Below are 25,358 nucleotides of genomic sequence, written 5' to 3' on the forward strand. Positions count from 1 at the left end.
AATACTCGACTCACGGACAATTTTTCCCGTATTTTCAGTTCGTATATGATGCTGTATTAATTCTAAAACTCAACTAGTTTCAATCTGTTTTGTGAATCAAGATAGACTTGGAAAACTGAAAACCCAAAAGGCCCTAATGGGCCTTTTTATTTAGAATCCGTTAATTCGCCATATGGTTTTAGCTTTCTTCGCCAAATACCTTTGACGAGAATCGATGGTCTCTGGAGTCCAATCATCGTAGAAGTTTGCAAGGCCCGCAGTTATAGCAACAGTACTCTCTTTAAGTGATTCACGCTTGACCTCGTAAGGGCAGTTTCCAATGTTCTTATTTATTGATTTCTCTAATATAACCATGTTAGCCAACCGATAAATTGACTGTTGTTGTCTAACACCATTAAATTGATCCCAACCATCGCCTGCACGCTGAGGCAAAATGTGCTCGATGTTAAATTGGTTAGTCATTAAATCTATAGAATTTCCAGACTCACAGTATTCTAACTTTTTAAGTATGTACTGGACAACCTTTTGGTTGCGAGTATTTGTCGTCTTTAACTGCTTGCTAGTAAATGCAGCAGCAAAATGGGTGTCATCTGGATAGATATCCCTCAGTGCATCAATAACTTCTATGTAAGAGGTAAGATTACCATTCTCTATTCTCGTAGCTACCGAGCTATACAAGCCTTCCTGATCTTGTGGTGGCAAACTACAAATTACGTTATATCTAAACGATATTACTGATATTGACTGAAGGATTTTTGTGAACGTTTGTCTGTCAGTATCAAAGAATCTTCGATAAGAGGACATAAGCATTGCTATAGGTTGTTTTACACCAAACATTATTAATTGCGAAAGAGCTTCCTTCTCAGTTGTATCCCAAATGGCACTGTTAGGATCTCGAAGATTCGCATAAATCTCAGCGTTATACTCCAAGTCTGTAACTAATTGAAATGCTTTTGCTTGTGTATCTATAGCCTTTTGAATTGTTTTAAATAGATCTTTTTTTCGAACCAATTTGTTTTTACTGTTCCAGAAAATCCGCAACAACTCAGGAAAACTTTCACTACTCAGCAAGCCAGTAATATGCTCCCATGAAGACTCAAGATCTTCTAAAACAGAGTCATGTGGATTGTCTTTACTTAGCACAGAAAAAAGATAGTTTTTTAACAGATCTGTGGAGCTAAGTTTTACCCCCCTCGCATTCAGTGTTTCAAATACTTTAAAGGCATTTAGCTCATCAGTAACTGAAATTACAGTGAAGAACAATTTGTCTACTAAGGAATCGATAAAAGCAGTTACTTCCTGACCACTTTCTTTTGTGAAGCCAAATCTTGTCTCAATCTTGTTTGAGTACCAATGGTACGCTTTTCTAAGAAGATGCTCAGATGCTTTAAGGTTTCTAGCAGGGATACGTTCAGAGTTAACTGCAATGTAAGTTTGGTAAAACCTATCATTGTGCTTGTTCAAGGTTAATTTGGAACGAGAACGTAACGTAATAGGGTCGATGTAACCTATGTAGCTTTCACGCAACACATTTTCACGTTTCAAGTTATTTTCTGAATCCAAGTCTTTCTTGATCAAGCTTTGTAAGTGATTCAATGCAGATAATATTATGATTGAAATCGTAGTGATCCTTTGTTGACCATCGATCACAGCGCTAGATTTTTTGTTCGCAGATTCTTGTAAGACTAGGTATCCCATATAATGCTCAGTCTCAGCGTCATCTTCCTCACTATACATAGCTAAAATATCAAACCATAGTTCTTCCCAGTTCTCTTCACTCCATGAATAATCTCGCTGAAATGGCGGTATGCTATAAGTAACGTTGTGCCCGACAAGTTGCCTAAAGTTTTCGTTTGCTGTACTGAGATTCATTCCACTAACTCTATGATAATTAGTCCTTTAGAGATATTAACACTAGACTATACCGTGTACAAAGATAAGTCAGTATCCCGATGTACGTGAGTCGGTCTAACTTATCCTCGTGATACAACATAGGGAACAACTAACTGCGTTAGAAGAATGGATAACTTTTAGTAGGGTAAAAACTTATGAACCGGACGTGAATGAGTAAAAGCACTAAGAAGGAATGGGGCATAAACGTGTTAGAAGAGGCAGTGTATCGATGAGCCAGTAAAGGCCAGAGAACGATGCTCTGGCCTCTCAGTTTTTCTACAATACGAACGTGTGTAGGTGGGTTTTCGACATTAACCCCTCATAGTAACAAACTCTTCTGCGCCCGTTGGATGGATAGCGACTACGGCATCGAAGTCAGCCTTGGTGGCGCCCATCTTGATGGCAACGCCAAAGCCCTGAAGGATTTCATCCATGCCAAAGCCGATACCATGGATCCCGACGACTTTTTCATCGGCGCCGGCACAAACCAGCTTCATCTTACAAGCCTGACGGTGCGCAGTAACTGCAGTGTACATGGAGGTAAAGGAGGAAGTGTAGACCTTAACCTGATCCTCACCGAATCGCTCTTTGGCCTCGGGCTCTGTCAGCCCCATGGTGCCAATTGGCGGGTGGCTGAAGACCACAGTCGGGATGCAGTCATAGTCCATCTTGGCATCCGGCATGGCGCCAAAGAGACGCTCTGACAGCAAGCGACCCGCCTTGACGGCAACCGGTGTCAGCTCTACTCCGCCCGCCATGATGTCACCGACACAGTAAACCCCTTTGGCGCTGGTGTTTTGCTGGGCATCAGTTATCACATATCCCTTGGGATCCAACTGCACATCGGTATTTTCAAGGCCGATATTGCCTGTGGCCGGTGCCCGACCTATGGCCCAGATCAGGCAGTCCACTGTGTACTCTTCAGCGTTTTCCAGCACCAGAGTCAGGCTACCATCGGCATTTTTACGCACTTCCTTGGGAATACTCTGGGTATGCAGCGAAGGCCCTTCGCTGGCCATGGACTCCATCAGTGTTTCATAGAGCATGGGGTCGAAGTTACGCAGCGGCGCATGTTTGCGTACAAACAGATGGGTTTCACTGCCCAAGGCATGCAATACACCGGCAATTTCCACCGCGATATAACCGGCACCCACTACGGCTACCCGCTTGGGCTGTTCACGCAGGGCAAAGAAACCGTCCGAGTCTATGCCATGTTCTGCCCCGGGAATGTCAGGAATGCTGGGCGCGCCACCGGTAGCTATCAGAATATGCTCGGCACTGTAGTGTTCACCGTCGACCTCAATGGTGTGGTTATCAACAAAGCGGCCATAGCCGTTAACCACAGTGACCTTATTGTTGGCCAGACCGCGTTCATAGGAGCCATGGATCCGTTCGATATAGGCTTCACGACTAGCCACCAGAGTGTTCCAGTCAAACTGGTTGACGCTGACATCAAAACCATAATCTTTGGCATAGAGATGCATGGCTTCGGCCACTTGGGCGCCATACCACATGACCTTCTTGGGCACACAGCCGACGTTGACGCAGGTACCACCCAGGTGTTTGGCTTCAATCAGCAACACCTTGGCGCCACGCATGGCGGCCCTGTTGGCTGACGCAATACCACCGCTGCCCGCACCCAGGCAGATATAGTCAAAATGTTGTGCCATGTTTATCTCCGTCGATTGATACAGATTCTTTCGCCCAACAGGGCGACCTCCCGTCTGGCGGGATACTTGTGAGCCATTGTAGGGGGATTCAGATCAAGTGACCAGACCAGAGTCTGCCGGTAAAAATTTCAGTGATACAAGGTGCAGCGCGAATAATCCTGGGTCTCAGGCCCTGAACCTGAGCACTTGAGGCAACGAAACTGCTGTTGATGCTCGCCGAGTTCAGCCTGCAAAAATCTGGCAGTGTGGGAATCTTTCTGCCTGAGGCGCCGCTCCAGCTCTGTCATTCGCTTATCCAACCAGCGACAACTGGGATCATCGGCGACTTGACGGCGAGGCTTGGATGCCTTCTTTTTTCGGGATTTCGTTGGTTTACTGTCGCGCGAGGCCTTGGGCAAGGGCGCAGACTCATATTCAAGTGCGGCTTCAAACTGCTGTGGAATGGCAATAGGATTGCCCTCGCTGTCGAGCACTAACCCCAGAGGGAGCGAACCAGGCTCTTTGTCCAGGTTGCTGAGTTGCTTATCTATTGAGGGCTCTGAACTCGACACTAGATTCAGGTCTGAGCTTGATTCGGCCTGGGATTCAGCCAATGGGGCGACTCCCAACCAAAGGAGCAGGCAGCAAAGCCCGCCGATTCTGTAGGTTAACATTCCCTGTACTCCCGCATCGATCCTTCGACGCTGTTTGTCTTCACATCAGAGTCTAGAAGCTGCGGTGAATGTTAGCCAGTTTAAAACTGCCACTCCAGATGCAAGCCGGCATAAGACTGATCCAGGTCGCCATGCCAATCCTCCTCTTGCGCCTGCTGCTTGATATCATCCTCCGCTATGCTGTGACTCAAATGCAAGGAAGCCACCAAAGAAGGGGTTAATGAGTAGCATGCCTCTACACCAAGCTGCAGATGATTGGGGCCATCATGGGTCTGGCTGGCATAGCCAAAGTCGAATCCCTGGGTCACATAGGGGGTCAGAGTCAGTTGCTCGTTCACTTGCCAATGGCTGTGCAGGCTCAACTCAACAAAATAACCAGAGGCTTCAGTAGCATAGGTATAGTTAATCGATGGTGTCAGCCAGCTCAGCCCCTGATAGGCGAGATAGGCGTACACCTCATTGTCATGGGCACGCTCATCACCGTAAAACTCCAGTCGCTGCATGCCGACACCGGCTTCCACTGATTCGAGTGGGTTGAAACAGTATTCCACCCCGGCATTGAGCTCGGCGTAGTTAACACTGTCGGCTCGACCAAACAACACGAAGGCCCCCAGGCCATCACGGCTATGGTGAATACCACTCCAGGCAATCCCGCCCGCAGACAAGTTGTCACGCCCCTCCGAAATATAGCGGCTGTCCCACCCCAGCATGAGTTGGGTTTCGGCGGCCTCATCGGCCAATAATGGATTGCAGCACAGGAGTGTCAGCAACAAGAGCGGATAGCGCATAAAACGTACCAAACTTACAAAGTAAAGTTTATTTTATTCCACCACCTCATTATGTAAATGATAACGAATCGTGTTTTAGATCCAGTTATCATTTATGATTTTTTTGTGCATTGACGGTAGGCTCTCTTCCTCGGCAGCAGTGACTCGTAACTTACAGGTATTTCACTGTCGAGTTTGGCGGCTATGTTTCACTGCTATGTTTCACATCTGTGCCACTGCTATGGCACCAATCGCTTTTATCACCTTGATAAATCAAAGCGGAACCCTTATCTATTAGCCACGCCCCTGAATATTCGCCGCCATGGCGGCAAGACCAGGCATCCAATGCAGGCCCTATGGCCCACGCCCAAAGAGAGGACAGACAATGACCAATCCGCTGCTGACAGCACAGGAGCTGCCGCCCTTTTCCAGTATCAAGGCCGAGCACATTCAACCGGCGGTCGAACAGGCCATAGCCAAATGCCGCGATAAGATAGAAGCCGTGCTGGCCGCCGGAGGCCCCTACACTTGGGAGAACCTGGTGGCCCCTCTGGAGCAGGTGGACGATGAGTTGAGCCAGATCTGGTCGCCGATTTCCCATATGAATTCTGTACTCAGCAATGAAGAGTGGCGCGCCGCGCACGATGCCTGCCTGCCATTGTTGTCTGAGTACAGCACCTTTGTCGGCCAACATCAGGGCCTGTATCAGGCCTATAAAGAGCTCAAGGCATCGGCGGAATTTGCCCTGCTCAGCCAGGCACAACAGACTGTGATAGAACATAGCCTGAGAGACTTCGAACTGTCGGGAATAGGTCTGAGCGATGAACAAAAAGCCCGCTATGGAGAGATTGTAAAGCGCCTGTCCGAACTCAGCAGCACCTATTCCAACCAACTACTGGATGCCACACATGCCTGGAGCAAGCTGGTTACCGATGAAGCCGAATTGGCCGGTCTGCCAGAGTCTGCCATTGCCGCCGCCAAGGCGATGGCCGAGGCCAAAGAACAGCAAGGTTGGCTATTCACCCTGGATTTTCCATCCTATCTGCCGGTCATGACCTACAGCGACAACCGCAGTCTGCGTGAAGAGTGCTACCGCGCCTTTGTTACCCGCGCTTCGGATCAAGGCCCCAATGCCGGTGAGTTCGACAATGGCCCGCTGATGGACGAGATCCTGAGCCTGCGCCATGAGTTGGCACAGTTACTGGGCTTTGATACCTATGCCGATAAGTCCCTGGCCACCAAGATGGCGCAATCGCCCGAGCAGGTTATCGCCTTCCTCAATGAGCTGGCGCTGCGCTCCAAGTCTCAAGCCAAGGCCGAGCTGGCCGAACTCAAGGAGTTTGCCAAGGAGCATTATGGTGTAACCGAGTTGGCGGCCTGGGATCTGGGTTACTACGGCGAAAAGCTCAAGCAACACAAGTATGAGATATCTCAGGAAGAGCTACGTCCCTTCTTCCCCGAAGACAAGGTGCTCAGCGGCCTGTTCTACACCATCAAGCGCTTGTTCGGTATGGATGTCAAAGAGCAGCAGGATTTCGACAAGTGGCATAAAGATGTGCGCTTCTTCCACATCTTGGATACCGAGGGCGAACACAGAGGCAGCTTCTATCTGGACCTCTATGCCCGTGAAGGCAAGCGGGGCGGCGCCTGGATGAATGATTGCCGAACCCGGCGAATGACGGCCACAGGCCTGCAAAAGCCGGTAGCCTACCTCACCTGTAACTTCAATCGCCCTGTGGGTGACAAGCCGGCGCTGTTTACCCATGACGAAGTCACTACCCTGTTCCACGAATTTGGTCATGGTATTCACCATATGCTGACCCGCATCGATGTCGGCGGGGTTTCCGGTATCAACGGCGTACCTTGGGATGCCGTGGAGCTGCCAAGCCAGTTTATGGAGAACTGGTGCTGGGCCGAAGAGGCGCTGGCGGAGATCTCCGGCCATTATCAGACCGGGGAGCCGCTGCCCAAGGCGATGCTGGACAAGATGCTGGCCGCCAAGAACTTCCAGTCCGGCATGATGATGCTGCGGCAACTGGAGTTTTCTCTGTTCGACTTCCGCCTGCATCAGGAGTTTGATCCGGCCAAGGGCGCCCATATTCAGCAGATGTTGGATGAGGTTCGACGCCAGGTGGCAGTGGTCACACCGCCTGAATTCAACCGCTTCCAGAATGGCTTCGCCCATATCTTTGCCGGAGGTTATGCCGCCGGCTACTACAGCTACAAGTGGGCCGAGGTGTTGTCTGCCGATGCCTTCTCACGCTTCGAGGAGGAAGGTATTTTCAACGAGAGCACAGGACGCGACTTCCTGCACAACATACTTGAGATGGGCGGCAGTGAAGAGCCTATGGTGCTATTTACCCGCTTCCGTGGCCGCGAGCCCAGCATAGACGCACTGCTGCGTCACTCAGGGATCCAAGCCTGAGACAGAAGCAATTGATTAGGCGCCTGCGGGCGCCTTTTTTGTGAGCCAGTTCTCGCTTGCCGTCTGGTATGACCTTTGATAGCCTTTAATTCCTCTCAACTCTTGGACCCTTTGATGAACCTCTACTTTCGCCTGTTTTGGCTGCTGCTCTGGCGAGTGCGCCGGGCAAACGATATCGGTTTTCTCGGCACCAGCCGCATCCGTTATCGGGCTTTACCGAGTGACTGTGACATCAACCTACACCTGACCAACTCCCGCTACCCGGCATTTATGGATCTGGCCCGCACTTATATGATGGCCGAAATGGGCTTGCTGAAGCGCTTTCTAAAACTGAAATGGATGCCAATAGTCAATGCCGCCGAGTTCACTTATGTAAGGGATATCAGGCCATTACAGCAGTTTGAAATTGCCTCTCGCGTGGTTGGCTGGGATGAAAAGTATTTCTACATAGAGCAGCGTTTCCTGTCGGACAGAGGCCTGCATGCCATAGTGCATGTCAGAGGTTTGTTCGTCTGCAAACGCAAGCCGGTACCCACGGAAAACCTGTTGACGGAAGCCGGTTTCGATGAGATCACGCCCGAGTTACCGGCAGAGATCATCAAGTGGAAGTCGTTCCTGGATCTCAAAAAGGCCCGCAACAGCTGAATTCTTGTTCAGGGGATGGGCCTGAGCCCACTGCTGGCCTCCTCCTGAGCCAGAGTCACTTCATCCTGCACCAACATCCAGGAACCCCGCAATTGCGCCTGGAGCCAGTAGCGCCCCAAATGCTGGTAGTCCAGTAAGTTGAAACTGCGCTGCAGGTAACCAAGACAAGGGATTAAGGCACAATCGGCCAAAGTGAACCCATCTCCGCAAAGCCAATGATGCTCAACCAGGCGTAAGTCCAACGCCCGCAGGCAAAGCCTGAGACGGTTTTCAATTTGACGCTGCAGCAGTGGAAGTTGCTGCTCTTCCGGTAAGCTATATTGCTGCTCCAACTGATAGAGACTGTTGTTGAGGTCGTTATCGGCAATTCTGTCATAGAGACGCACTTGCAGATTGAGCTCGGGCTCCTTGGGCAACAGCCGGGTGCCGGCGTCCATTTTATTGTCCAGATACTCTATGATAATGCTGGATTCAGGCAACAGGCTGCCGTCCTGACACACCAAGAGTGGCAGCTTACCGGATGGATAGAAATGCAGATAGTGTTGGCGCTCCAATGGATCCTGCAGATCCGTTACCCGGGGAAAGAAGTTTGCCTGCTTTTCATAAAGTGCCAGCAGCGCCTTTTGCGAATAACGCGACAATGGATGGTAGTAAAGCTCCATAGACAGGGATCCCCATGGTTACCAACTTTAACTTTAGTTGCTGACTACCGCTTAGGGAAGGCGTGACCAGTTACCATGAGTGCTGCAAGGCATTATCCCCCCTCTGTTTGACCCAACTTCTGCTTGAGAAAGTCCAACATGACCCGGACTCTGGGTGGCATCCCCTCACGGTAAGGATGAATGGCATAGATACCGCCCTCTCGCAGATGATAATCCGGTAACAGACGTTCCAGCGCTCCCGAGTCCAATTGCCTTTGCAACAGATGATCCGGCAAGGTGGCAATGCCAAGCCCCTGAGCAGCCAGAGCCGCGATGGCATTGGTACTGTTGCAGCTGATAAAGGGGGTAACCCGAATACGAAACTGTTCGCCCTGACTATTGTGCAAAGTACAGCTGCGAGGCAAATGACTCGATGCATGCATCAGCCATTGGTGATGATGCAGGTTATCCGGATGCAGCGGCTTGCCATGGCGACTGAGATACTCGGGCGAAGCCACCAGATACTCTTCGAAGTCGCCCAATTTTATCGCCTTGAATTCAGAGTCTTCAGGCCAGCCGGCCTGAATGGCGATATCTATCTTATGCTCCAGCAGATTGAGCTTATTGTCCTCAAGCAACAGTGTCAGCCGGATATGGGGGAAGCGCTGGTGAAACTCCCCCATCAAGGGCAGCAGTGACAGTTCACCTACCCCCACTGGTGCCGTGATCCTCAAGCTGCCATGTAACTGTTCATCACTGGGGCGAGTCACGGCCTCGGCTTGCTTGGCCAGCTGCAACAACTCGGCACAATAGTGATAGAACTGCTGACCATCTTCACTCAAGCCTATCTTGCGCGTGGTTCTGTGCAATAAACGGCAGCCAAGACGCTGTTCCAGTTTCTTCAAATGTTGACTCACCATGGAGCGGCTGATCCCCAGCACTTCTGCGGCCGCCGTTAACGATCCCTGTTCCACTACAGTGGCGAATACCAACATACGATAGAGTTGTGCCGCATCCATCTCTCACCTTTGTTTAATTTAAATAACCAAAGTGATAAGTAAAGCACTCATTATCAATTTTTGCCACGGGGATACACTGATGCCATAAACCTACTGGAGTAAAAAACATGATCCTTATCTTAGGTGCATCCGGCCAATTGGGCCGTCTGGTCAGCCAAGCCTTATTGGCAAAGGTTCCTGCCAAACAGTTGAGATTGGCAAGTCGCCACCCTGAACAATTGAACGAGTTTGCTGATGTAGAGAAGGCCTTTGCCGATTACAGTGACCCGGCTTCACTCTCGAAAGCCATGCAGGGCGTCAAACGCCTGTTATTGATCTCGGGTGATACACCCAATGATCAGAGACTGCAGCAGCACATGAATGTGCTCAGCGCCGCCAAGGCCGCCGCTGTCGAACAATTGGTTTATACCAGTTTCCAATTGGCGACCCTGGACTCGGCATTCGACTTTGCCCGCACCCATGCAGCAACAGAAGCAGCAATAGTTCACTCAGATGTGCCTTACACCTTGGTACGTAACGGTCCCTATGCCGAATTGCAGTTGGCCGGGTTGGAGCACACTTTGGCAACAGAAACCATGCTCAATGCCGGTGAAAATGGTTTGTTTGCCCCTGTGTGGAAGGCCGATCTGGCAGAGGCCATCGCCGGCATTCTCTCATCGGAATCGACTGTAAGCAGCCATTTGGGACAAACCTATACCCTGACAGGCCCGGAACTGTTGAACCAGGCCCAGGTGGCACAATACCTGTTGCAGGTGAGTGGCAAAAACATTCGGCTGCAAAACATTTCAGTCGCAGAGCTGGAGCAGATTTTCCTCGGGATCGGCCTCCCCGGTTATATGGCCAAGGCGTTTGCCAACAACTCCAAGGCGATAGCCGATGGTGAATATCAGCAGCAAAGCGCAGATCTGGAACGTCTGCTGGGGCGCCCAGGGCGTTCACTGAAGGCCCTGTTTGAACAGAGCCTCACTCAATCCTGATACCCGATATCGCGTGCCACAGTCCCTCCCTCTGCCTGGGAGGGGCTGTGATTGTTAATCATCATTGATCACTCCCATATTTATCCCGATTGGTATTACACTGGTGCAGCAGCAATTGAATCAAAAGGGAAAGCACATGAGCAAGCCGGAAGATTTTGCCACCATCTATGCCAGAGCCTGCGAGCGCAAAGGCGGCGCCGAGCGACTGGAGAGCCTGTTACCCAGAGTCTGTTCCACGGAAGAATTGCTGGAATATACAGATGCCGAGTTACTGTCAGCACTCAGCAAACAGGTATTTCAGAGCGGCTTTGTCTGGAAGGTAGTGGAACACAAATGGCCGGCCTATGAAGAGGCCTTCTTTGGCTTTGAACCCATGAAAGTGTTGATGCTCTCCCCCGAGCAGTTGCAGGCCAGAGGTGAGGACAGCCGCCTCATTCGCCACCAGAAAAAGACCCAGGCCATTTATGATAACGCGCTCATGGTGCAGGATATTGCCAGAGAACACGGCAGCCTGGCCCGATATATCGCCCTCTGGCCGGTGGAGGAGATCACCTCACTGTGGCAGGAGCTCAAACGCCGTGGTGCACGCTTGGGTGGCAATACCGGCCCCTATTTTCTGCGTGGCATAGGTAAAGACACCTTCCTGTTGACCGCTGATGTTCAAAACTATCTCAAGAGTCACAAACTGGTGGACGCAGGCTTCAGCTCAAAGAGCGGCCTGGCCCAGGTACAAGCTGTATTCAATCATTGGCAGCAGAGCAGCGGCAGGAGCATGGCCGCCATCAGCCGCATCCTGGCTTGTTGCACCGGGGACAATCGTATCTGAGGCCTGAGATAAATTTGTCTTGAATACAGACAAAAAACAGTTGCAATCGAAAATGAGAACTATTATCATTTGTTCTGCGTTCCAAAACTCATCCTTAACTGAGAGTCAGTTAACCGCTAGTCGACTGAGATTTGCTTGAAGTTATGGTGTTCCTGAGTTTGCAAAGCACGACATTGCTCACACACTCTTTTAGGCCGGGTTAATTACCCGGCCCTTTTTTTTGGCTGATTCTTATTGTCAGAGCTTTATGCTCCTCCTCTCCGCCAACTATTTTCATCCCTCGCCGCTGTTTTTAAATTTTGATGCCCCTCTCTACAAACCAACATTGAGGGAATCAGGCACTAAGGAAGGTGCAGCCATCTGGATTTAGCCCCAAAACTACCAATGACTACCGGCCTGCACCTTAGATTTAAACTAATTTAAAATTAATAAGTTAGGTAGATTTTTTGGTCGGAAATCCAAGAAAGAAGGAATAACACTGGAAAATTTTATCGCCAAAGGTCAAAAAATAGTTGCAAACATAAATGAGAACGATTATCGTTAACTTGCGTTCCAAAACTCATCCTTAGCTTTAGGCCCGCAGTACCCGCTGAGAGTTATGGTGTTCCTGAGTTTGCAAAGCACGACATTGCTCACACACTCTTTGTGGCCGGGTTAATTACCCGGCTCTTTTTTTGTTTTTTCACGCCAAGCCAAGAGCCTACCCGAACAGCAAACCATCATAGGGGCCTGACTGATCCTCTTTGGCCATATGGTAAATACTGACAGTAAACAGTGTCCCCTTACCCACAGTCGAACTGACCTCTATGGTGCCGCCTATGCGTTTGATAATACCGTAGCTCAGCGACAAGCCCAGCCCGGTACCATCCTTACGGGTGGTATAGAAGGGATCGAATATCCGGCTCAACTGCTCTTGCGGGATCCCAGAACCTTCATCTTCAATCTCTATCTTGATCCCCACAGGTTCGTCCTGTTCCACCCAGTCATAGGTGCGGATCCAGATCCGCCCCTTGCCATCCATAGCATGAGCAGCGTTGACCACCAGATTGATCAGCACCTGCAGCAGTTGCGGACGATTTACCTGCACCGGATAACTGGCGTTCAGCTCAGGCAACAACACCACTTCCTGTTTACCCAATGAGTGACGTACCAACAGCTGCATCTCTTCGATAATAGGTGTGATTTGATGCATCTCCAGCGGTGCATTGAACTCGCCAGGACGGCTGTACTGCAGCAAGCTGCGGATAATAGTGCTGATACGCCCCACCTGCTGGATGATGAGATCTATCTCCTCTTCGACCAGCTCGGCGTTATCCCCAAGCTCCACCCGCAGCAGTTCCATATTGCCAAGGATGACGGCGGTAGGGTTGTTGATCTCGTGGGCAATCCCAGCGGTCAACTCCCCGAGGGCTGTCAGCTTTTCATTGGTCACCAACTGCTGACGGGTTTCGTTCAGTAATTGCACGTTGCGCTGCAGCTCTTCGGTTTTTTCCTGCAGGCTACGGGTGCGTTCCTCGACCTTCATCTCCAGTTGCTCGGCCGCCGCTTGAATTTGCGCATTGCGGCGCTGCAATAAATCGAGCATGCGGTCAAACTGCTCGGCCAGGTTGGCCAGCTCATTGTCTCTGTCCAGTCCTAGCTCGCCGATACGCAGATTGCGCCCGGACTGCACCGCCTTAACCACTTGGTGAATACGCTCTATCGGCTGCAACAAACTGTAAGCGCCGCGATAAACCAAGAGCCCGGAAACCAGCAACACCAACATCAAAATGGTGCCCAACTCTATGATATTAAGCAGATAGTTGTGGATAAAAGGCGACTCGGAAAACCCGGAATAGATCATGCCTATCCGCTGGCCACGAATATCGGTCAGTGGCGCATAGGCCGAGATAAACCAGTCGTTGTAAACAAAGGCTCTATCGACCCAGAGTTGGCCCTTGACCAACACCTGCTGACGTACCTCCTCGGACACCAGGGTGCCCAATGCCCGACCGCGATTTTCATCCTCTTTGGGGAAGAAATGCAGAGGCACATTGGTGCTGATGCGGATATTGTCGAGGAAGATGGTCACAGTGCCTATGGAACGCTCAGGCAGTGTGCCCTTGTCATAGACCAGATCGCGAATATGGTCGACGATGCGAGTATTGCGATTAAACAGGGTCCCGCCATCCAGATACCAGCCGACCTTGCCGTTTTCATCGGCTACCGGCAGCAGGCTGCGACTGAGCATGCCCCGCTCTTCCACTTCTCTGTCGGGATTTTGTGCCCTTAAGGTCATTTTCACCGGGATCTTGGCACGCTCGGCCAACTCGGGATCGATTCGTGCCAACCGCGAGGAGGAGAGCACCATCAGCCCTGAATAGGCGCTTTGCCCCTGAACCAAGGGCAGCATCTGCCGCAAGTCAGGATCGGCCGCAGCATCGGCAATTCTGACCAGACGCAGAAAATCGAGATCCAACGCCTTGCGCTGTTGATCCAGAAAAGCGTTGAGATCTTTCTGCTTCTGCTGTTCACCTTCGAGTATCGAACGAAAATGGGTCTGGAAATCGAAGGACTGCATCACATGTTCGAGCTGCTTTTCCTGACGCTCCTGCACCGCAGCCAGCGTGTTGTTGGCCACTGTCAGGTCGGCCTTGACCTTCATAAACAGCTGTTTGCCTGTGTAGCTGATGTTCCAGTATATGGTGATAAACACCAAGCTCACCAGCGTCAGCAAGATAGGCAACAGAGTCAGGATCAGAATGCGATAACGCACCTTTGCCTGCAGCTGCTGCCAGCTCAGGCCAAAGAGCCGTTTGAACAGTGACAAGCTCAGACCTCCGACTCGCAGTCAAACCACTCTTTATATTTACGATCCAGTGTTTTGCGAGACACTCCCAGCACCCGGGCTGCCGCCGACTTATTGCCGCCGTGGGAGTCAACCACGGCCGTGACATGGTCTTTTTCCACATCCTTGAGCGCCCAGTCGTGGGGATAGCCAGGCTGGGCATTCAGCTCGGCCTTGGGCTGTTCTTTCCAGTATTCCGCCGGTGGTTTACCCAGCAGAATGCAGCGCTCTATCATGTTACGCAATTCGCGGATATTCCCAGGCCACTGATGTTGCTGCAGTTTGAGCAGGTCCTCATGGCTCCAGACCACCTCTTTCACCCCGAGCTCTGCAGCCAACTGGCGGGTAAAGTGATGGGTCAATTCCACCACATCATCCGGTCTTTCCCGTAATGGCGGGATCACTATGTCGAGCACATTGAGACGGTAGAAGAGGTCGCGGCGGAAATGCCCGGCTTCCACTTCATCGGCCAGCTTACGGTTGGTTGCCGCTATCACCCGGACATCAATATTAACTTCTTTTTCACTGCCAACCGGACGAATCGCCTTTTGCTCCAACACCCGCAGCAAGGCCGTCTGCATTTTCAGCGGCATTTCCCCGATCTCATCGAGGAAAATGGTGCCTCCGGAGGCAAAGCTGAATAGACCTTCGCGATTGCCCTTGGCACCGGTAAAAGAGCCAGCGGTATGACCAAAGAGTTCACTCTCCAGCAGCTCGGGAGCGATGGCACCACAGTTAACCGGTACAAACGGGCCCTGACGACCACTGAGCAGGTGAAGTTGCCTGGCCACCAGCTCCTTGCCCGTACCGGACTCGCCTTCGATAAGCACCACCGCATTGGTTGGTGCCACTCGCTCTATCACCCGCTTGACCTCCATCATGGCATCACTGTTGCCTATGATGGTGGAGGAATAGCCGCTGGACACTTCCCGGCGCAGCATCAGGTTTTCCCGCTTCAGCAAGCGCCGCTCGATGCAGCGATCGACCGCCTTCATCATCTGCTCCAGATGGAAAGGCTTCATGATGAAGTCGGAAGCGCCGGCCCTGAGTGCCTGAATCGCCACTTCCATATCGGCATAGCCCGTCATAAAGATGATGTCGGAGCGCCGCTCCTGATCATCCAGCGCCTCACGCCACTCAATACCTGAGCGGCCGGGCAGACGTATATCCACAATCAGCAGATCGAAGTGACAACGGCTGCGCAGTTGTTCGGCTTCTTCTATGCTGGCAGCGGTTTCTACCAGGGCAAATTTCTTTGCCAGCGCTTTGTTGAGGAAACTGCGCATACCGGGCTCGTCGTCGACGATCAACACGGACACGGCAGAAGGCATTGGCTTAGACTTAAGTGGCTTTTCTATCTGGCTCATATTGTCGGCTTCAGGACATTTTGACTCAATTGAAATAGATTCTATCATTGATACGGTAAAAATTGGTCACTATGAACCAGAGAAAAAGCCGGTTGGGACAATTTGTCTGATACTTATTTACCAAGCTTGGGATCCAGTTCACATATTAGATCCCTCAATATCGGTTTATAGCAAACATTCGTTTTTGGCACCCAAATTGCTTTAATGGGTGCGAGTACAAGGCCGTGGCCCGCAGGCTTATGGGTTAGGCCCACTTATTAAAATCACGCCAAGGAGCAATAATGTTGAACTTGAAACAACTGCTGGGTCTTGCCATTGCGGCAGGCCTGATGATCTCTGCCCCGGCTTCCGCTCAGGAAACCATCAAGCTAGCCACTACCACCAGTACTGAAAACTCAGGTCTGCTGGGTTACCTGCTGCCAAAATTTGAATCTGAATCAGGCTATAAGGTACAAGTGATTGCCACAGGTACAGGTAAGGCTCTGAAACTGGGTTCTCAGGGTGATGTGGATCTGGTGATGACTCACGCTCCTGGCGCAGAAGCCAAGTTCGTCGCCGATGGTTTCGGTGTTGAGCCTCGCGGCATCATGGAAAACGACTTTGTTATCCTTGGCCCCAAGAACGACCCAGCCAAGGCCCGTGACAGCAAAAATGCCGAAGAAGCCTTCGCCAAAATCGCCAAGTCAGGTGTACCTTTCGTATCCCGTGGTGATGACTCAGGTACTCACAAGAAAGAGCTGATCATCTGGAAAGCCGCCAACGTGACTCCAGACTTCAAAGGTTACACCTCTGTAGGTCAAGGTATGGGCAAAACCCTGCTGATGGCCAACGAACTGCAAGGTTACACCCTGTCTGACCGTGGTACTTTCGTGGCTTACAAAGCCAAGCTGGACCTGGGCATCGACTTCGACGGCGGTGCCACTTTGGCCAACCCTTACCAGGTTATCCTGATCAACCCTGCCAAATACCCTGATCTGAATCACAAAGGTGCACGTGCCTTCAGTGATTGGTTGATTAGCAAAGAAGCACAAAGCATGATCAACAGCTATAAAGTTCAAGGCGAACAACTGTTCAAGGCAACTTACGGCAAATGAGTGAAGGCTGGTTAGCCCTTATACAGCAGGCCCTAGGCCTGCTGTTTTCCAGAGACCCTGAAGTCTGGTCTATTATCTCCGTCTCTTTCTCGGTATCTTTCGCGGCGCTGCTGATCACCTTGCTGCCGTCCATGATACTGGGGTTCGCCCTGGCGTTTGTGCAATTCCCCGGCCGCTGGCTGGTAACCAATCTGGTGCAAACCCTGCAATCCATTCCCACTGTGGTGGTAGGCCTGTTGGCCTATTTACTGCTGACCCGTAACGGTGCCCTGGGTGATCTTCGCTGGCTCTTTACCCAGAAGGGGATGATCCTCGGGCAGATGATGATCTGTGCCCCGGTACTGATAGCCATGAGCCATGCCGCCTTCACCAGTGTCGACCGCCGCGCCTGGGAAACCAGCCGCACTCTGGGCGCCAGTTGGACCTCTGCCATCTGGGTGGTTTGCCGCGAGCTGAGAGTACCTCTGTTACTGGCGATTATCGCCGCGTTTTCCCGTATCATTACTGAAGTCGGCTGTTCCATGATGGTTGGTGGCAACATAGCCCATGTCACCCGTAACATTCCCACCGCGATTTCACTGGAAACCAGTAAAGGCGACTTTGCCCAGGCGATAGCCCTTGGCTTGGTGCTGCTGGTGCTGGCATTGATACTGAATTTTGCTCTGGGTACTCTGCGTGGCAGGGCCAATCCCAGAAGCCATTAGGACGCTTGATGATAAAGCTGATAGCCCAAGATCTAGAGATGCGTTTTGGTGAACGCCTGTTATTTCGCACCCGGCAACTGGAGTTTTGCCAGGGCGAGGTCATCTATCTGCAAGGTGATAATGGCTGCGGCAAAACCACTCTGATGAAGCTGCTGGCCGGTTTACTCAAACCCAGTGCCGGTACCATCTATACCCAAGGATTTCCAGCTGCGCCCTGGTGGCGACGCGATACCTTGCTCGGCAAGGCTATTTACCTGCATCAACACCCGTACCTGTTTGAAGGCAATGTCAGCTACAATCTGCAACTGGCGCAGAAATACAGCAGCCTGGATAAGACCGAACAGCACACTAGGATGCAAAGCGCGATAGAACATGCCCAGTTGGGGCAACTGCTCAAGACCAACGCCTCAACTCTGTCCGGCGGTGAACGGCAACGGCTGGCACTGGCCAGAGCCTGGCTGTTGAAACCCAAGTTACTCATGCTCGATGAACCCATATCCAATATGGACAGGGCATCGCAGCAAACCGTTTTTGCTATGATTGCCGAATTGAAGCAACAAGGCACAGGACTGCTTATCAGTAGCCACCAGCACTCAGAACTAACGGCACTTTGTCATCAACATTGGCATATCGAATCACAACAACTGACAACCTCAGCCAATTTGACCCTGGCCACGGAAGAACTGCAGGAGAACAACTATGTCGCAGCGCATTGATGCGGTGATACTCGCCGGAGGCATGGCCAGGCGTATGGGCGGAGAAGACAAAGGCTTGGTGGACCTGCTGGGACGCCCCATGATTGCCCATGTTATCGACAGGGTAAAACCTCAGGTGAATCAGATCCTGATCAACGCCAACCGCAATCAAACACGTTATGCTGAGTTCGGTTTTCCTGTCATTGCCGACCTGGAACAGGGTTATCCCGGGCCGTTGGCGGGAATGATCAGCGCCCTGGATAAGACAGATGCCGATCTGCTGTTGGTGGTGCCCTGCGACTGCCCTTTGCTGCCCAAAGACCTGGTCGAGCGTATGGTGCAAAAGCTGCAGGCGTCAGAGGCGGATCTCGCCGTGGCGTCCGACGGCGAGCGGGAGCAGCCGGTGGTTATGCTGCTCAAACCGACGGTGAGGGATTCGATGCAGGCCTTTCTCGATTCTGGCAGGCGCCGTATCGATCTCTGGTACAGTGAACACCCGGTAGTGGTTGAATCATTCGCCGATCAACCCAGCGCCTTTATTAACGTCAATACCAACGAACAAAAACAACAACTCGCGGCGGAAATATCCCAAGCTTAAGAGGTTTTTATGAGCACTGTCTTTACCAATCCCCTGTCCATTCCCGTGTTGGGCTTCTGTGCCTACAGCGGCACAGGCAAGACCACACTGTTGAAGCAGTTGATCCCTGAGCTGAATCGTCGTGGTTTGAGACTGGCAGTGATCAAACACGCTCATCACAACTTTGATATTGATGAGCCGGGCAAAGATAGCTATGAAATGCGCAAGGCTGGCGCCAGACAGATGTTGGTGGCCTCCCATGTGCGTTGGGCCTTGATGACTGAAGATCCGCTGGACAGAGATCCAGACCTGCTGCATCTACTCGGCCAGTTGGAACAGGACAAGGCCGACCTGGTGTTGGTGGAAGGCTTCAAGAAACTGGCGCTGCCCAAAATTGAATTACACCGAGCCGCCCATGGCAAACCCTTTATCCATACCGAGGATCCCAATATCCTCGCAATCGCCTGCTGTGATGAAACCAAGCTGCCGGGAGAGATCCGCCGCCTGGATCTCAACAATGTGGCGCAAATTGCTGATTTTGTGCAGCAGTATGTTCGCGAGTATCGCCCCGAATTCAAGTCCTCTTCAGCAAGAGCCCTGCCCTTAAGTGCCTGTGAGCTCGGCAGCGAACAAAATCTGTCGGTACGTCAGGGCATCGACCATATCCTGGAGCAAGTCAAACCCGTCACAGAGACAGAGCTGTTGACGCTCGATGAAGCCGACAACCGTATTCTGGCCCAGGACGCCATATCACCGGTGAACGTACCGCAGCAGACCAACTCGGCAATGGATGGTTACGCCTTCGCGTTTCAAGACAACATGTCACAATCCTTTGAACTGAAAGGAGAAGTGCTGGCCGGTCATCAATATTCAGGCCAGCTGCAGCCGGGTGAAGCGGTACGAATTATGACAGGTGCGCCGGTTCCTCTGGGTGCAGATACCATTCAACCCAGAGAGCTTGCCACCGAAACCGATGGCAAGGTCAGCTTCAGTGGCAAGATCTACCGCGGCCAGCACGTGCGTCTGGCAGGGGAAGATATAGCCCAAGGCGCCGTTGCCCTCGGCAGTGGCACTCGTTTGGGCGCTGCCGAGCAAGGCCTGCTGGCTTCGCTGGGGCTGTTTGAGATGCCCCTCAAGCGCCGCCCCAGAATCGCCGTATTCTCCACCGGCGATGAAGTCAGCCAACCCGGCACTGAGCTCAAGGCCAACTGCATCTACGACTCCAACCGCTATACCATCAAGGCGATGGCCAAACGCCTTGGCTGTGAAGTGCTGGACTTGGGGATCATCGAAGACTCGGAAGCGGTTCTGAGCCAAACATTGAGCCAGGCGGCGACTCAGGCCGATGTGATCATCAGCTCGGGCGGGGTGTCTGTCGGCAATGCCGACTATATCAAGACAGTGCTGGCCAAGCTGGGGGAAATCAACTTCTGGCGCATCAATATGCGTCCGGGACGCCCGTTGGCGTTTGGTAAGATAGACCAAACATTGTTCTTCGGCTTGCCCGGCAACCCTGTGGCCGTGATGGTCTCTTTCCTGATGTTTGTTCAACCGGCATTGCGTAAACTGGCCGGCGAACCAAGCTGGCAGCCAAGACTATTGCCGGCGATTGCCGATGAAGCCATGCGCAGCCGCAGCGGCCGCACCGAATTCAGCCGCGGCATCATGACCCTGGGAGATGATGGCCAATTGCACGTACGTACGACCGGTGCCCAGGGCTCAGGCATGCTCAGCTCCATGGTCAAGGCCAACTGTTTGGTGATTATCGGCGAGGCAGATGAACGCATAGAGGCGGGTGAAACCGTCTATGTACACCCGTTTGCAGACCTGCTCTGAGCCTGCCCTTGAACAGCCTGAGTGACGGCTTTGGCCGCAAAATAGAGTATCTGCGCCTCTCTATTACCGACAGGTGTGATTTTCGCTGCATCTATTGCATGAGTGAAGACCCCTGTTTTCTGGAGCGGGAACAGGTATTGAGCCTGGAGGAGCTGGCCTTTATCGGCCGCGCCTTTACCGAACTTGGTGTCAGCAAGATACGCCTCACCGGCGGCGAACCCTTGGTACGCAGCGATTGTGACCGTTTGGTGGCGCAGTTGGCGGCACTACCCGGGCTCAAGGATCTTTCCATGACCAGCAACGGCTCCAGGCTGGCCAAGCTGGCTCCGGCGCTGAAAGCCGCCGGCTTGAACCGCCTTAATATCAGCCTGGATACCCTAAAGAGCGAACTCTTCACCACCCTGACCCGCAACGGCAAGCTGGAGCGGGTGCTCAAGGGCATAGATGCCGCCAAGGCGGCCGGCTTTGACAGGATCAAGATCAACGCCGTGATCCTCAAGGGCCGCAACGAAAACGAAATTATCGATCTGCTGGAATATTGCCGTCAAAAGCAGCTGGACATCGCCTTTATCGAAGAGATGCCTCTGGGTGTTATGGAAGAGCGTTCTCTGCCAAGACACATGAGCAGCAGTGATGTCAGGGAAATTATCAATCAACGCTGGCCACTGAGCCTGTCATCCAAGCGTACCGGCGGCCCGGCACGTTACTACAGCATGGCCGACAGCCCTATCCATATAGGTTTTATTTCACCCCACAGCCATAACTTTTGCCATGAGTGCAACCGGGTCAGAGTCACGGCCGAAGGCCGCTTGCTGCTGTGCCTGGGGAATGAACACTCGCTGGATCTGAAGCAGATCATCCGCAGCCATCCTGGTGATATAGACGTATTGAAGCAGGCTATCTTCGAGGCGATTCAGCGCAAGCCCAAAGAGCATCACTTCGACGATCCCAATCAGGTGCAGATCCTGAGGTTTATGAACAGCACGGGTGGCTGATACCTGCCACCGTGCTACACTGGCGATTCGACCTCAACCAAACATTCTTGCCCATGGCACTGACCCGCAAACAGTGGAATAACATCATTATTCTGGCCTCCATTCTGATGGTGTCGGTACTGACCTTGCTGGATAAACGCATGAACTCGGTACCCGATACCCGCGAGCTGTTTGACAGCAATACTGAACTGCAGCAGCTGCAACTGGGCGGGATCTGGTTGGCACAGGCCGCCAATGGCCAATGGCAGTGTGATCCCAAGGTGCTCAATTGCGCCGACTGGAGCCAAGCCTGGCTCAGTATTCTGGTATCACCATTGGCAAGTAAACCAGAACTCACCCAAGATGAGCGGCCACGAGAGTTGCTGCTGAAAGTCAGCGGCGCTGCCGAGCCACAACTTTGGCTGTTCTATCCCCATCAGGGACTGCTTAAATCTGCCGCCGGGAACTGGTATCTTATTCCCCCTAGCCTCAGAAGTGGTGTTGTACCTCTGCTGAGTGTATCCACAAGCTGATAGAGCAGAGAGCCTTATGCCAGAATTGCCGGAAGTGGAAGTGACCCGCCTCGGGGTTGCGCCGTATCTTGTTGATCAGACCGTCAGTAACCTTATCGTTCGTAATCCTTCGCTGCGTTGGCCGGTACCCGAAACGGCCCGCAATATCATAGGACAGACCATCAGAGCCGTGCGCCGCCGCGCCAAATACCTATTGCTGGATACAGATGCCGGTACCTGCATAGTGCATCTTGGGATGTCCGGCAGCCTGCGGATTTTGCCCCGTAGCACACCGGCTGAGAAGCACGATCATATAGATTTGGAATTGGAAAACGGCCGGGTGCTGAGGTTCAACGATCCGCGCAGATTCGGTGCCTGGCTCTGGTGCGAGTTGCCGGAAACGGCTCATCCGCTGCTGGCCAAACTGGGGCCCGAACCTTTAACGGATGCCTTCAATGTCGAGCAACTGCAAGCGGCGCTCAAGGGCAAGAAGAAGGCGATAAAACTCTGTCTGATGGACAATGCCATTGTGGTGGGTGTCGGTAATATCTATGCCAACGAAGCCCTGTTTGCCGCAGGGATCCACCCGCAGGCCGAGGCCGGTAAAGTGGATAAAGAGCGGCTGACAGTGCTGGTCGCCGAGATAAAGCTGATCCTGGCCCAGGCAATCAAGCAGGGGGGCACCACACTGAAAGACTTTACCAATGCCGAAGGTAAACCGGGTTACTTTGCCCAGAAGCTGCATGTCTATGGCCGCGGTGGGGAAACCTGTACCCAATGCGGCCATATGTTATCCGAAATACGCCTGGGACAGCGCACCACAGTGTTTTGCAGCCTGTGCCAGACACGCTGAAGCACAATCACTCCCGCATCCACTGTCCCGGGTGCGGCGTGTGGTAACTGACCATGGTCTTGGGGGCCTGACACTCGGGCAAACTCGCCGAAGCCCCAAGTAAATACCACTCCTCTCTGTGGGCTGTGCCCATGTTCTGGCCCTTGCTCATATCAAAGCAATCAAGCGTTATCCCACCGGGAACCAGGAGATAACGCTGTTTACCTTGTTGCAGCCACTGCCAGGCCCTGCGTTCCTGCTCGGCAGTGGAAGCCAGATAACTGAAGTGGGTAATGCTCATGGGAGAAAACAGAATAAACTGCTCCTTAAAGCGGATCAGCCCAAGCTCGGCATCTTCACCTATAACCTCGGCAGTGTGCTGCATCAAGGCCTTGGGAGTACGTATTTCGTCGAGCAACAGATAGCCCCAGCTACTGACCAAGGCCCAACCAAGAATAGTCACCACGCCGGAGCGGAGCAGCGAAGGCTGTTTCCTTAACCACCAGAGCAAAATCAGCCAGGAGGAACCGAGCACCATAAACAGATAACCGATACCTGTGAGATCATCGGTATAATCAGCCAGTCTCTCAAGCAATTTGGGATGGTGCAGCAATGCCAGCACGCCCAGAGTCAGCAGCAAGCCCCCCAACAACCACAGCAAGGCGGAAACCAGGCGCTCAAACCATAGACACAACTGTGCTCCCTGCAGTGCTGCTGCAATGGCCAGCGCGGCCATCGGCAGTGCCGGCAAAATATAGACATTACGCTTACCTGGGCTGATGCTGAAAAACACCACCACCAGCAAGACCCATAACAGCAAAACGGCAATGCCTGGGTCAGCCTTGATAGCCGCCCAGAGTCGCTTTCCGTAAGCCAATGCCAATAGGGGCAGCGGGAACCAGAGCCAGGGAATGACACTGAAAACAAAGAAATACCAAGGCTTGATATGATGCCAGGCGTTGACGTAACGCTCACCCGTCTGCTTAAACAGAATATTGTTCATATATGCCAGGTGTTCCGGGCTGGCCGATGCTTGAACCGTCAGCACCATGGGAACCAACCAGAGCGCAATTACGGCCAACATAACAACCGGCCCCAATACTATTCGCCAGCGCCAACTCTCTCGCCACAAGCCCTTTTGCCAACTGTACCCCCCCAACGGCAACAACAGCAGCAAGGGCAGAAAACCAACTCCCTTGGTGATAACTCCCAGCCCCATAAAGCCCCAGGCGGCAAAATACCAGCCCCAACTGGGTCCCTTGAGGAAATGGCGCAGCAAGCCATAGCACCCTAAAGTTATCCAGCACATCACCATGGCATCTATCTGGGCATTCTTGGCCTGCATCAAAAACTGCGGCACCAACATCAGTAGCAGAGCGGCGTTGCGCCCGGTGCGAACATTCCACAGCCTTGCGCCCAGATCGTAGACCAGCATCACGGTCAGCAAACCACACAGGGCATTGGGCAGTAAGAAAGCCAGCTTGAGGTCTCCAATCAAGGCGTAACAAAGTGCTATGGCCCACATGAAAACCGGCGGTTTGTCCGGATAGAATTCGCCACCACGGCTGGGAAACAACCACTGACCGCTGCTGACCATTTCTCTGGCGACTTCGACAAATCTAGGCTCGTCGGCAGGCCAGGGAGAGCGGAATCCTATTCCCAACAACATAATAAACAGGGTCAGCCAGAACAGTGCCCAAAACACTTTTGTGTAATCATCACTGTCAAAGTAGCTACGCAGCCAATTCATCAAAGCCCCTGTTTATCTGTAACCAAATCATCCACCTGACGGCTCAGACGATTACGGTAAAGGTAAGTTCCTATGGCGCTGGAAAGCAGCAATAACACCAGGCTGATACCGAGTTGATACTGATCAGACAAGCCCAAGCCGGCTCCCGCATAGGCAAAGATCAGCATCTGCGGCAGGTAGCCGATGAAACTGCCGATTAAGAACCCGCCGGCAGGCACCCTGGTTGCCCCGGCGAAGAGATTGGTCAACAGGTTGCTGCCAACAGGTAATAGCCTGATCATTAAAACTTTAAGCCAGGTGCGATGAATGATCAGCCGTTCAAAACGTTGCAGCCGCGACCCAAAGCGCTTCTGTAGAAACTCGCGCACCGTCAAGCGGGCACAATAAAAGCTGAGGAGACAACCCGCCAAGGCGGCAAAGGTGGAAAACAGGGCGCCCACAGCACCACCAAGCGCGAAGCCGAAAACAAATGCGATGATCTGCCTCGGGCCCCCCACAGCAGTAAACAGAGCGCCGACAGCAAACAGTAACGCCACTCCGGCAGGCCCTTGGCGGTGAATAAAGTTAGCGACCCAGTTACTGTCGGTGAGATGCTCAAACCAGCCGGCCTGAACGGCCAACATCAGCCCAAGCAAGACGGATATCAGCAACAGCGTCTTTAGCAGGCGCTTCAG

Annotated in this window: 22 protein-coding genes; 12 read left to right on the forward strand and 10 right to left on the reverse strand. The window is 52.3% G+C overall.

The features are described 5' to 3' along the window. Window positions 1-150 precede the first annotated feature (150 nt). The 4 genes from ACSHSR_RS21590 to ACSHSR_RS21605 all read right to left on the reverse strand — a co-directional run bounded on the left by ACSHSR_RS21590 (window position 151) and on the right by ACSHSR_RS21605 (window position 5,004). The gene (locus tag ACSHSR_RS21590; RefSeq protein WP_234519264.1) at window positions 151-1,872 is read right to left on the reverse strand and encodes a DUF262 domain-containing protein; all 1,722 of its coding nucleotides are present in this window, start codon (window positions 1,870-1,872) and stop codon (window positions 151-153) included. 332 nt (window positions 1,873-2,204) lie between these two features. Continuing rightward, window positions 2,205-3,563 (reverse strand): glutathione-disulfide reductase, encoded by a 1,359-nt coding sequence (gene gorA / locus ACSHSR_RS21595; RefSeq protein ID WP_028780394.1) that lies wholly within the window; start codon window positions 3,561-3,563, stop codon window positions 2,205-2,207. A gap of 128 nt (window positions 3,564-3,691) precedes the next feature. Continuing rightward, window positions 3,692-4,216: a hypothetical protein gene (locus tag ACSHSR_RS21600; protein ID WP_479631135.1), complete on the reverse strand. Its 525-nt coding sequence runs from the start codon at window positions 4,214-4,216 to the stop codon at window positions 3,692-3,694. Window positions 4,217-4,296: 80 nt separating this feature from the next. Beyond that, complete coding sequence (locus tag ACSHSR_RS21605; protein WP_208150252.1) at window positions 4,297-5,004, reverse strand: hypothetical protein; 708 nt, start codon at window positions 5,002-5,004, stop codon at window positions 4,297-4,299. 364 nt (window positions 5,005-5,368) lie between these two features. On the opposite strand from ACSHSR_RS21605, the gene prlC reads away from it, so the two are divergent. Next, window positions 5,369-7,408, forward strand: coding sequence for an oligopeptidase A (prlC, locus tag ACSHSR_RS21610; RefSeq protein ID WP_479631136.1), 2,040 nt, complete (start codon window positions 5,369-5,371; stop codon window positions 7,406-7,408). A 114-nt stretch (window positions 7,409-7,522) separates the two neighbouring features. After that, the gene (locus ACSHSR_RS21615) at window positions 7,523-8,053 is read left to right on the forward strand and encodes a thioesterase family protein (protein WP_071237359.1); all 531 of its coding nucleotides are present in this window, start codon (window positions 7,523-7,525) and stop codon (window positions 8,051-8,053) included. Between the two features lie 8 nt (window positions 8,054-8,061). Here the strand turns inward: ACSHSR_RS21615 and ACSHSR_RS21620 are convergent, their stop codons facing one another. Next, complete coding sequence (locus ACSHSR_RS21620; protein ID WP_345884106.1) at window positions 8,062-8,715, reverse strand: glutathione S-transferase family protein; 654 nt, start codon at window positions 8,713-8,715, stop codon at window positions 8,062-8,064. 92 nt (window positions 8,716-8,807) lie between these two features. Then, on the reverse strand, window positions 8,808-9,713 hold the full coding sequence (locus tag ACSHSR_RS21625) for a LysR family transcriptional regulator (protein WP_144224126.1): 906 nt from the start codon (window positions 9,711-9,713) through the stop codon (window positions 8,808-8,810). Between the two features lie 107 nt (window positions 9,714-9,820). On the opposite strand from ACSHSR_RS21625, the gene ACSHSR_RS21630 reads away from it, so the two are divergent. After that, a complete protein-coding gene (locus tag ACSHSR_RS21630; RefSeq protein ID WP_208123984.1) occupies window positions 9,821-10,690 on the forward strand; it encodes an NAD(P)H-binding protein in 870 nt (289 codons plus the stop codon). A 136-nt stretch (window positions 10,691-10,826) separates the two neighbouring features. Next, on the forward strand, window positions 10,827-11,516 hold the full coding sequence (locus ACSHSR_RS21635) for a DNA-3-methyladenine glycosylase I (protein ID WP_208123985.1): 690 nt from the start codon (window positions 10,827-10,829) through the stop codon (window positions 11,514-11,516). Between the two features lie 700 nt (window positions 11,517-12,216). Here the strand turns inward: ACSHSR_RS21635 and ACSHSR_RS21640 are convergent. Further along, window positions 12,217-14,325: a sensor histidine kinase gene (locus ACSHSR_RS21640; protein ID WP_093981691.1), complete on the reverse strand. Its 2,109-nt coding sequence runs from the start codon at window positions 14,323-14,325 to the stop codon at window positions 12,217-12,219. A 2-nt stretch (window positions 14,326-14,327) separates the two neighbouring features. Continuing rightward, the gene (locus ACSHSR_RS21645; protein ID WP_025009087.1) at window positions 14,328-15,710 is read right to left on the reverse strand and encodes a sigma-54-dependent transcriptional regulator; all 1,383 of its coding nucleotides are present in this window, start codon (window positions 15,708-15,710) and stop codon (window positions 14,328-14,330) included. A gap of 281 nt (window positions 15,711-15,991) precedes the next feature. Here ACSHSR_RS21645 and ACSHSR_RS21650 point away from each other — a divergent pair, with 281 nt between their 5' ends. The 8 genes from ACSHSR_RS21650 to mutM are packed head-to-tail and all read left to right on the forward strand — an operon-like array spanning window position 15,992 to window position 22,955. Then, complete coding sequence (locus tag ACSHSR_RS21650) at window positions 15,992-16,804, forward strand: ABC transporter substrate-binding protein (RefSeq protein ID WP_045283803.1); 813 nt, start codon at window positions 15,992-15,994, stop codon at window positions 16,802-16,804. Beyond that, window positions 16,801-17,508 carry an ABC transporter permease gene (locus ACSHSR_RS21655; RefSeq protein ID WP_025009085.1) on the forward strand — a complete coding sequence of 236 codons (708 nt, stop codon included), beginning with the start codon at window positions 16,801-16,803 and terminating at the stop codon, window positions 17,506-17,508. Before ACSHSR_RS21650 ends, ACSHSR_RS21655 begins: the two co-directional genes overlap by 4 nt. Window positions 17,509-17,516: 8 nt before the next feature. After that, complete coding sequence (locus tag ACSHSR_RS21660; RefSeq protein ID WP_044735567.1) at window positions 17,517-18,224, forward strand: ABC transporter ATP-binding protein; 708 nt, start codon at window positions 17,517-17,519, stop codon at window positions 18,222-18,224. After that, on the forward strand, window positions 18,208-18,801 hold the full coding sequence (mobA, locus tag ACSHSR_RS21665; protein ID WP_345852322.1) for a molybdenum cofactor guanylyltransferase MobA: 594 nt from the start codon (window positions 18,208-18,210) through the stop codon (window positions 18,799-18,801). Before ACSHSR_RS21660 ends, mobA begins: the two co-directional genes overlap by 17 nt. A 9-nt stretch (window positions 18,802-18,810) precedes the next feature. After that, window positions 18,811-20,616: a bifunctional molybdopterin-guanine dinucleotide biosynthesis adaptor protein MobB/molybdopterin molybdotransferase MoeA gene (locus ACSHSR_RS21670; protein ID WP_479631137.1), complete on the forward strand. Its 1,806-nt coding sequence runs from the start codon at window positions 18,811-18,813 to the stop codon at window positions 20,614-20,616. Window positions 20,617-20,624: 8 nt separating this feature from the next. After that, on the forward strand, window positions 20,625-21,611 hold the full coding sequence (gene moaA / locus ACSHSR_RS21675) for a GTP 3',8-cyclase MoaA (protein WP_028780384.1): 987 nt from the start codon (window positions 20,625-20,627) through the stop codon (window positions 21,609-21,611). Between the two features lie 53 nt (window positions 21,612-21,664). Further along, complete coding sequence (locus tag ACSHSR_RS21680) at window positions 21,665-22,123, forward strand: hypothetical protein (protein WP_479631138.1); 459 nt, start codon at window positions 21,665-21,667, stop codon at window positions 22,121-22,123. A 16-nt stretch (window positions 22,124-22,139) separates the two neighbouring features. Continuing rightward, window positions 22,140-22,955 (forward strand): bifunctional DNA-formamidopyrimidine glycosylase/DNA-(apurinic or apyrimidinic site) lyase, encoded by an 816-nt coding sequence (mutM, locus tag ACSHSR_RS21685; protein ID WP_025889008.1) that lies wholly within the window; start codon window positions 22,140-22,142, stop codon window positions 22,953-22,955. 7 nt (window positions 22,956-22,962) lie between these two features. On the opposite strand, the gene ACSHSR_RS21690 is transcribed toward mutM, so the two are convergent. Together ACSHSR_RS21690 and ACSHSR_RS21695 are read right to left on the reverse strand one after the other, a co-directional pair. After that, window positions 22,963-24,684: an ArnT family glycosyltransferase gene (locus tag ACSHSR_RS21690; RefSeq protein ID WP_144218807.1), complete on the reverse strand. Its 1,722-nt coding sequence runs from the start codon at window positions 24,682-24,684 to the stop codon at window positions 22,963-22,965. Then, the gene (locus ACSHSR_RS21695; protein ID WP_096142240.1) at window positions 24,684-25,358 is read right to left on the reverse strand and encodes a TVP38/TMEM64 family protein; all 675 of its coding nucleotides are present in this window, start codon (window positions 25,356-25,358) and stop codon (window positions 24,684-24,686) included. Before ACSHSR_RS21695 ends, ACSHSR_RS21690 begins: the two co-directional genes overlap by 1 nt.

The organism is Shewanella sp. VK101 (assembly GCF_056497865.1).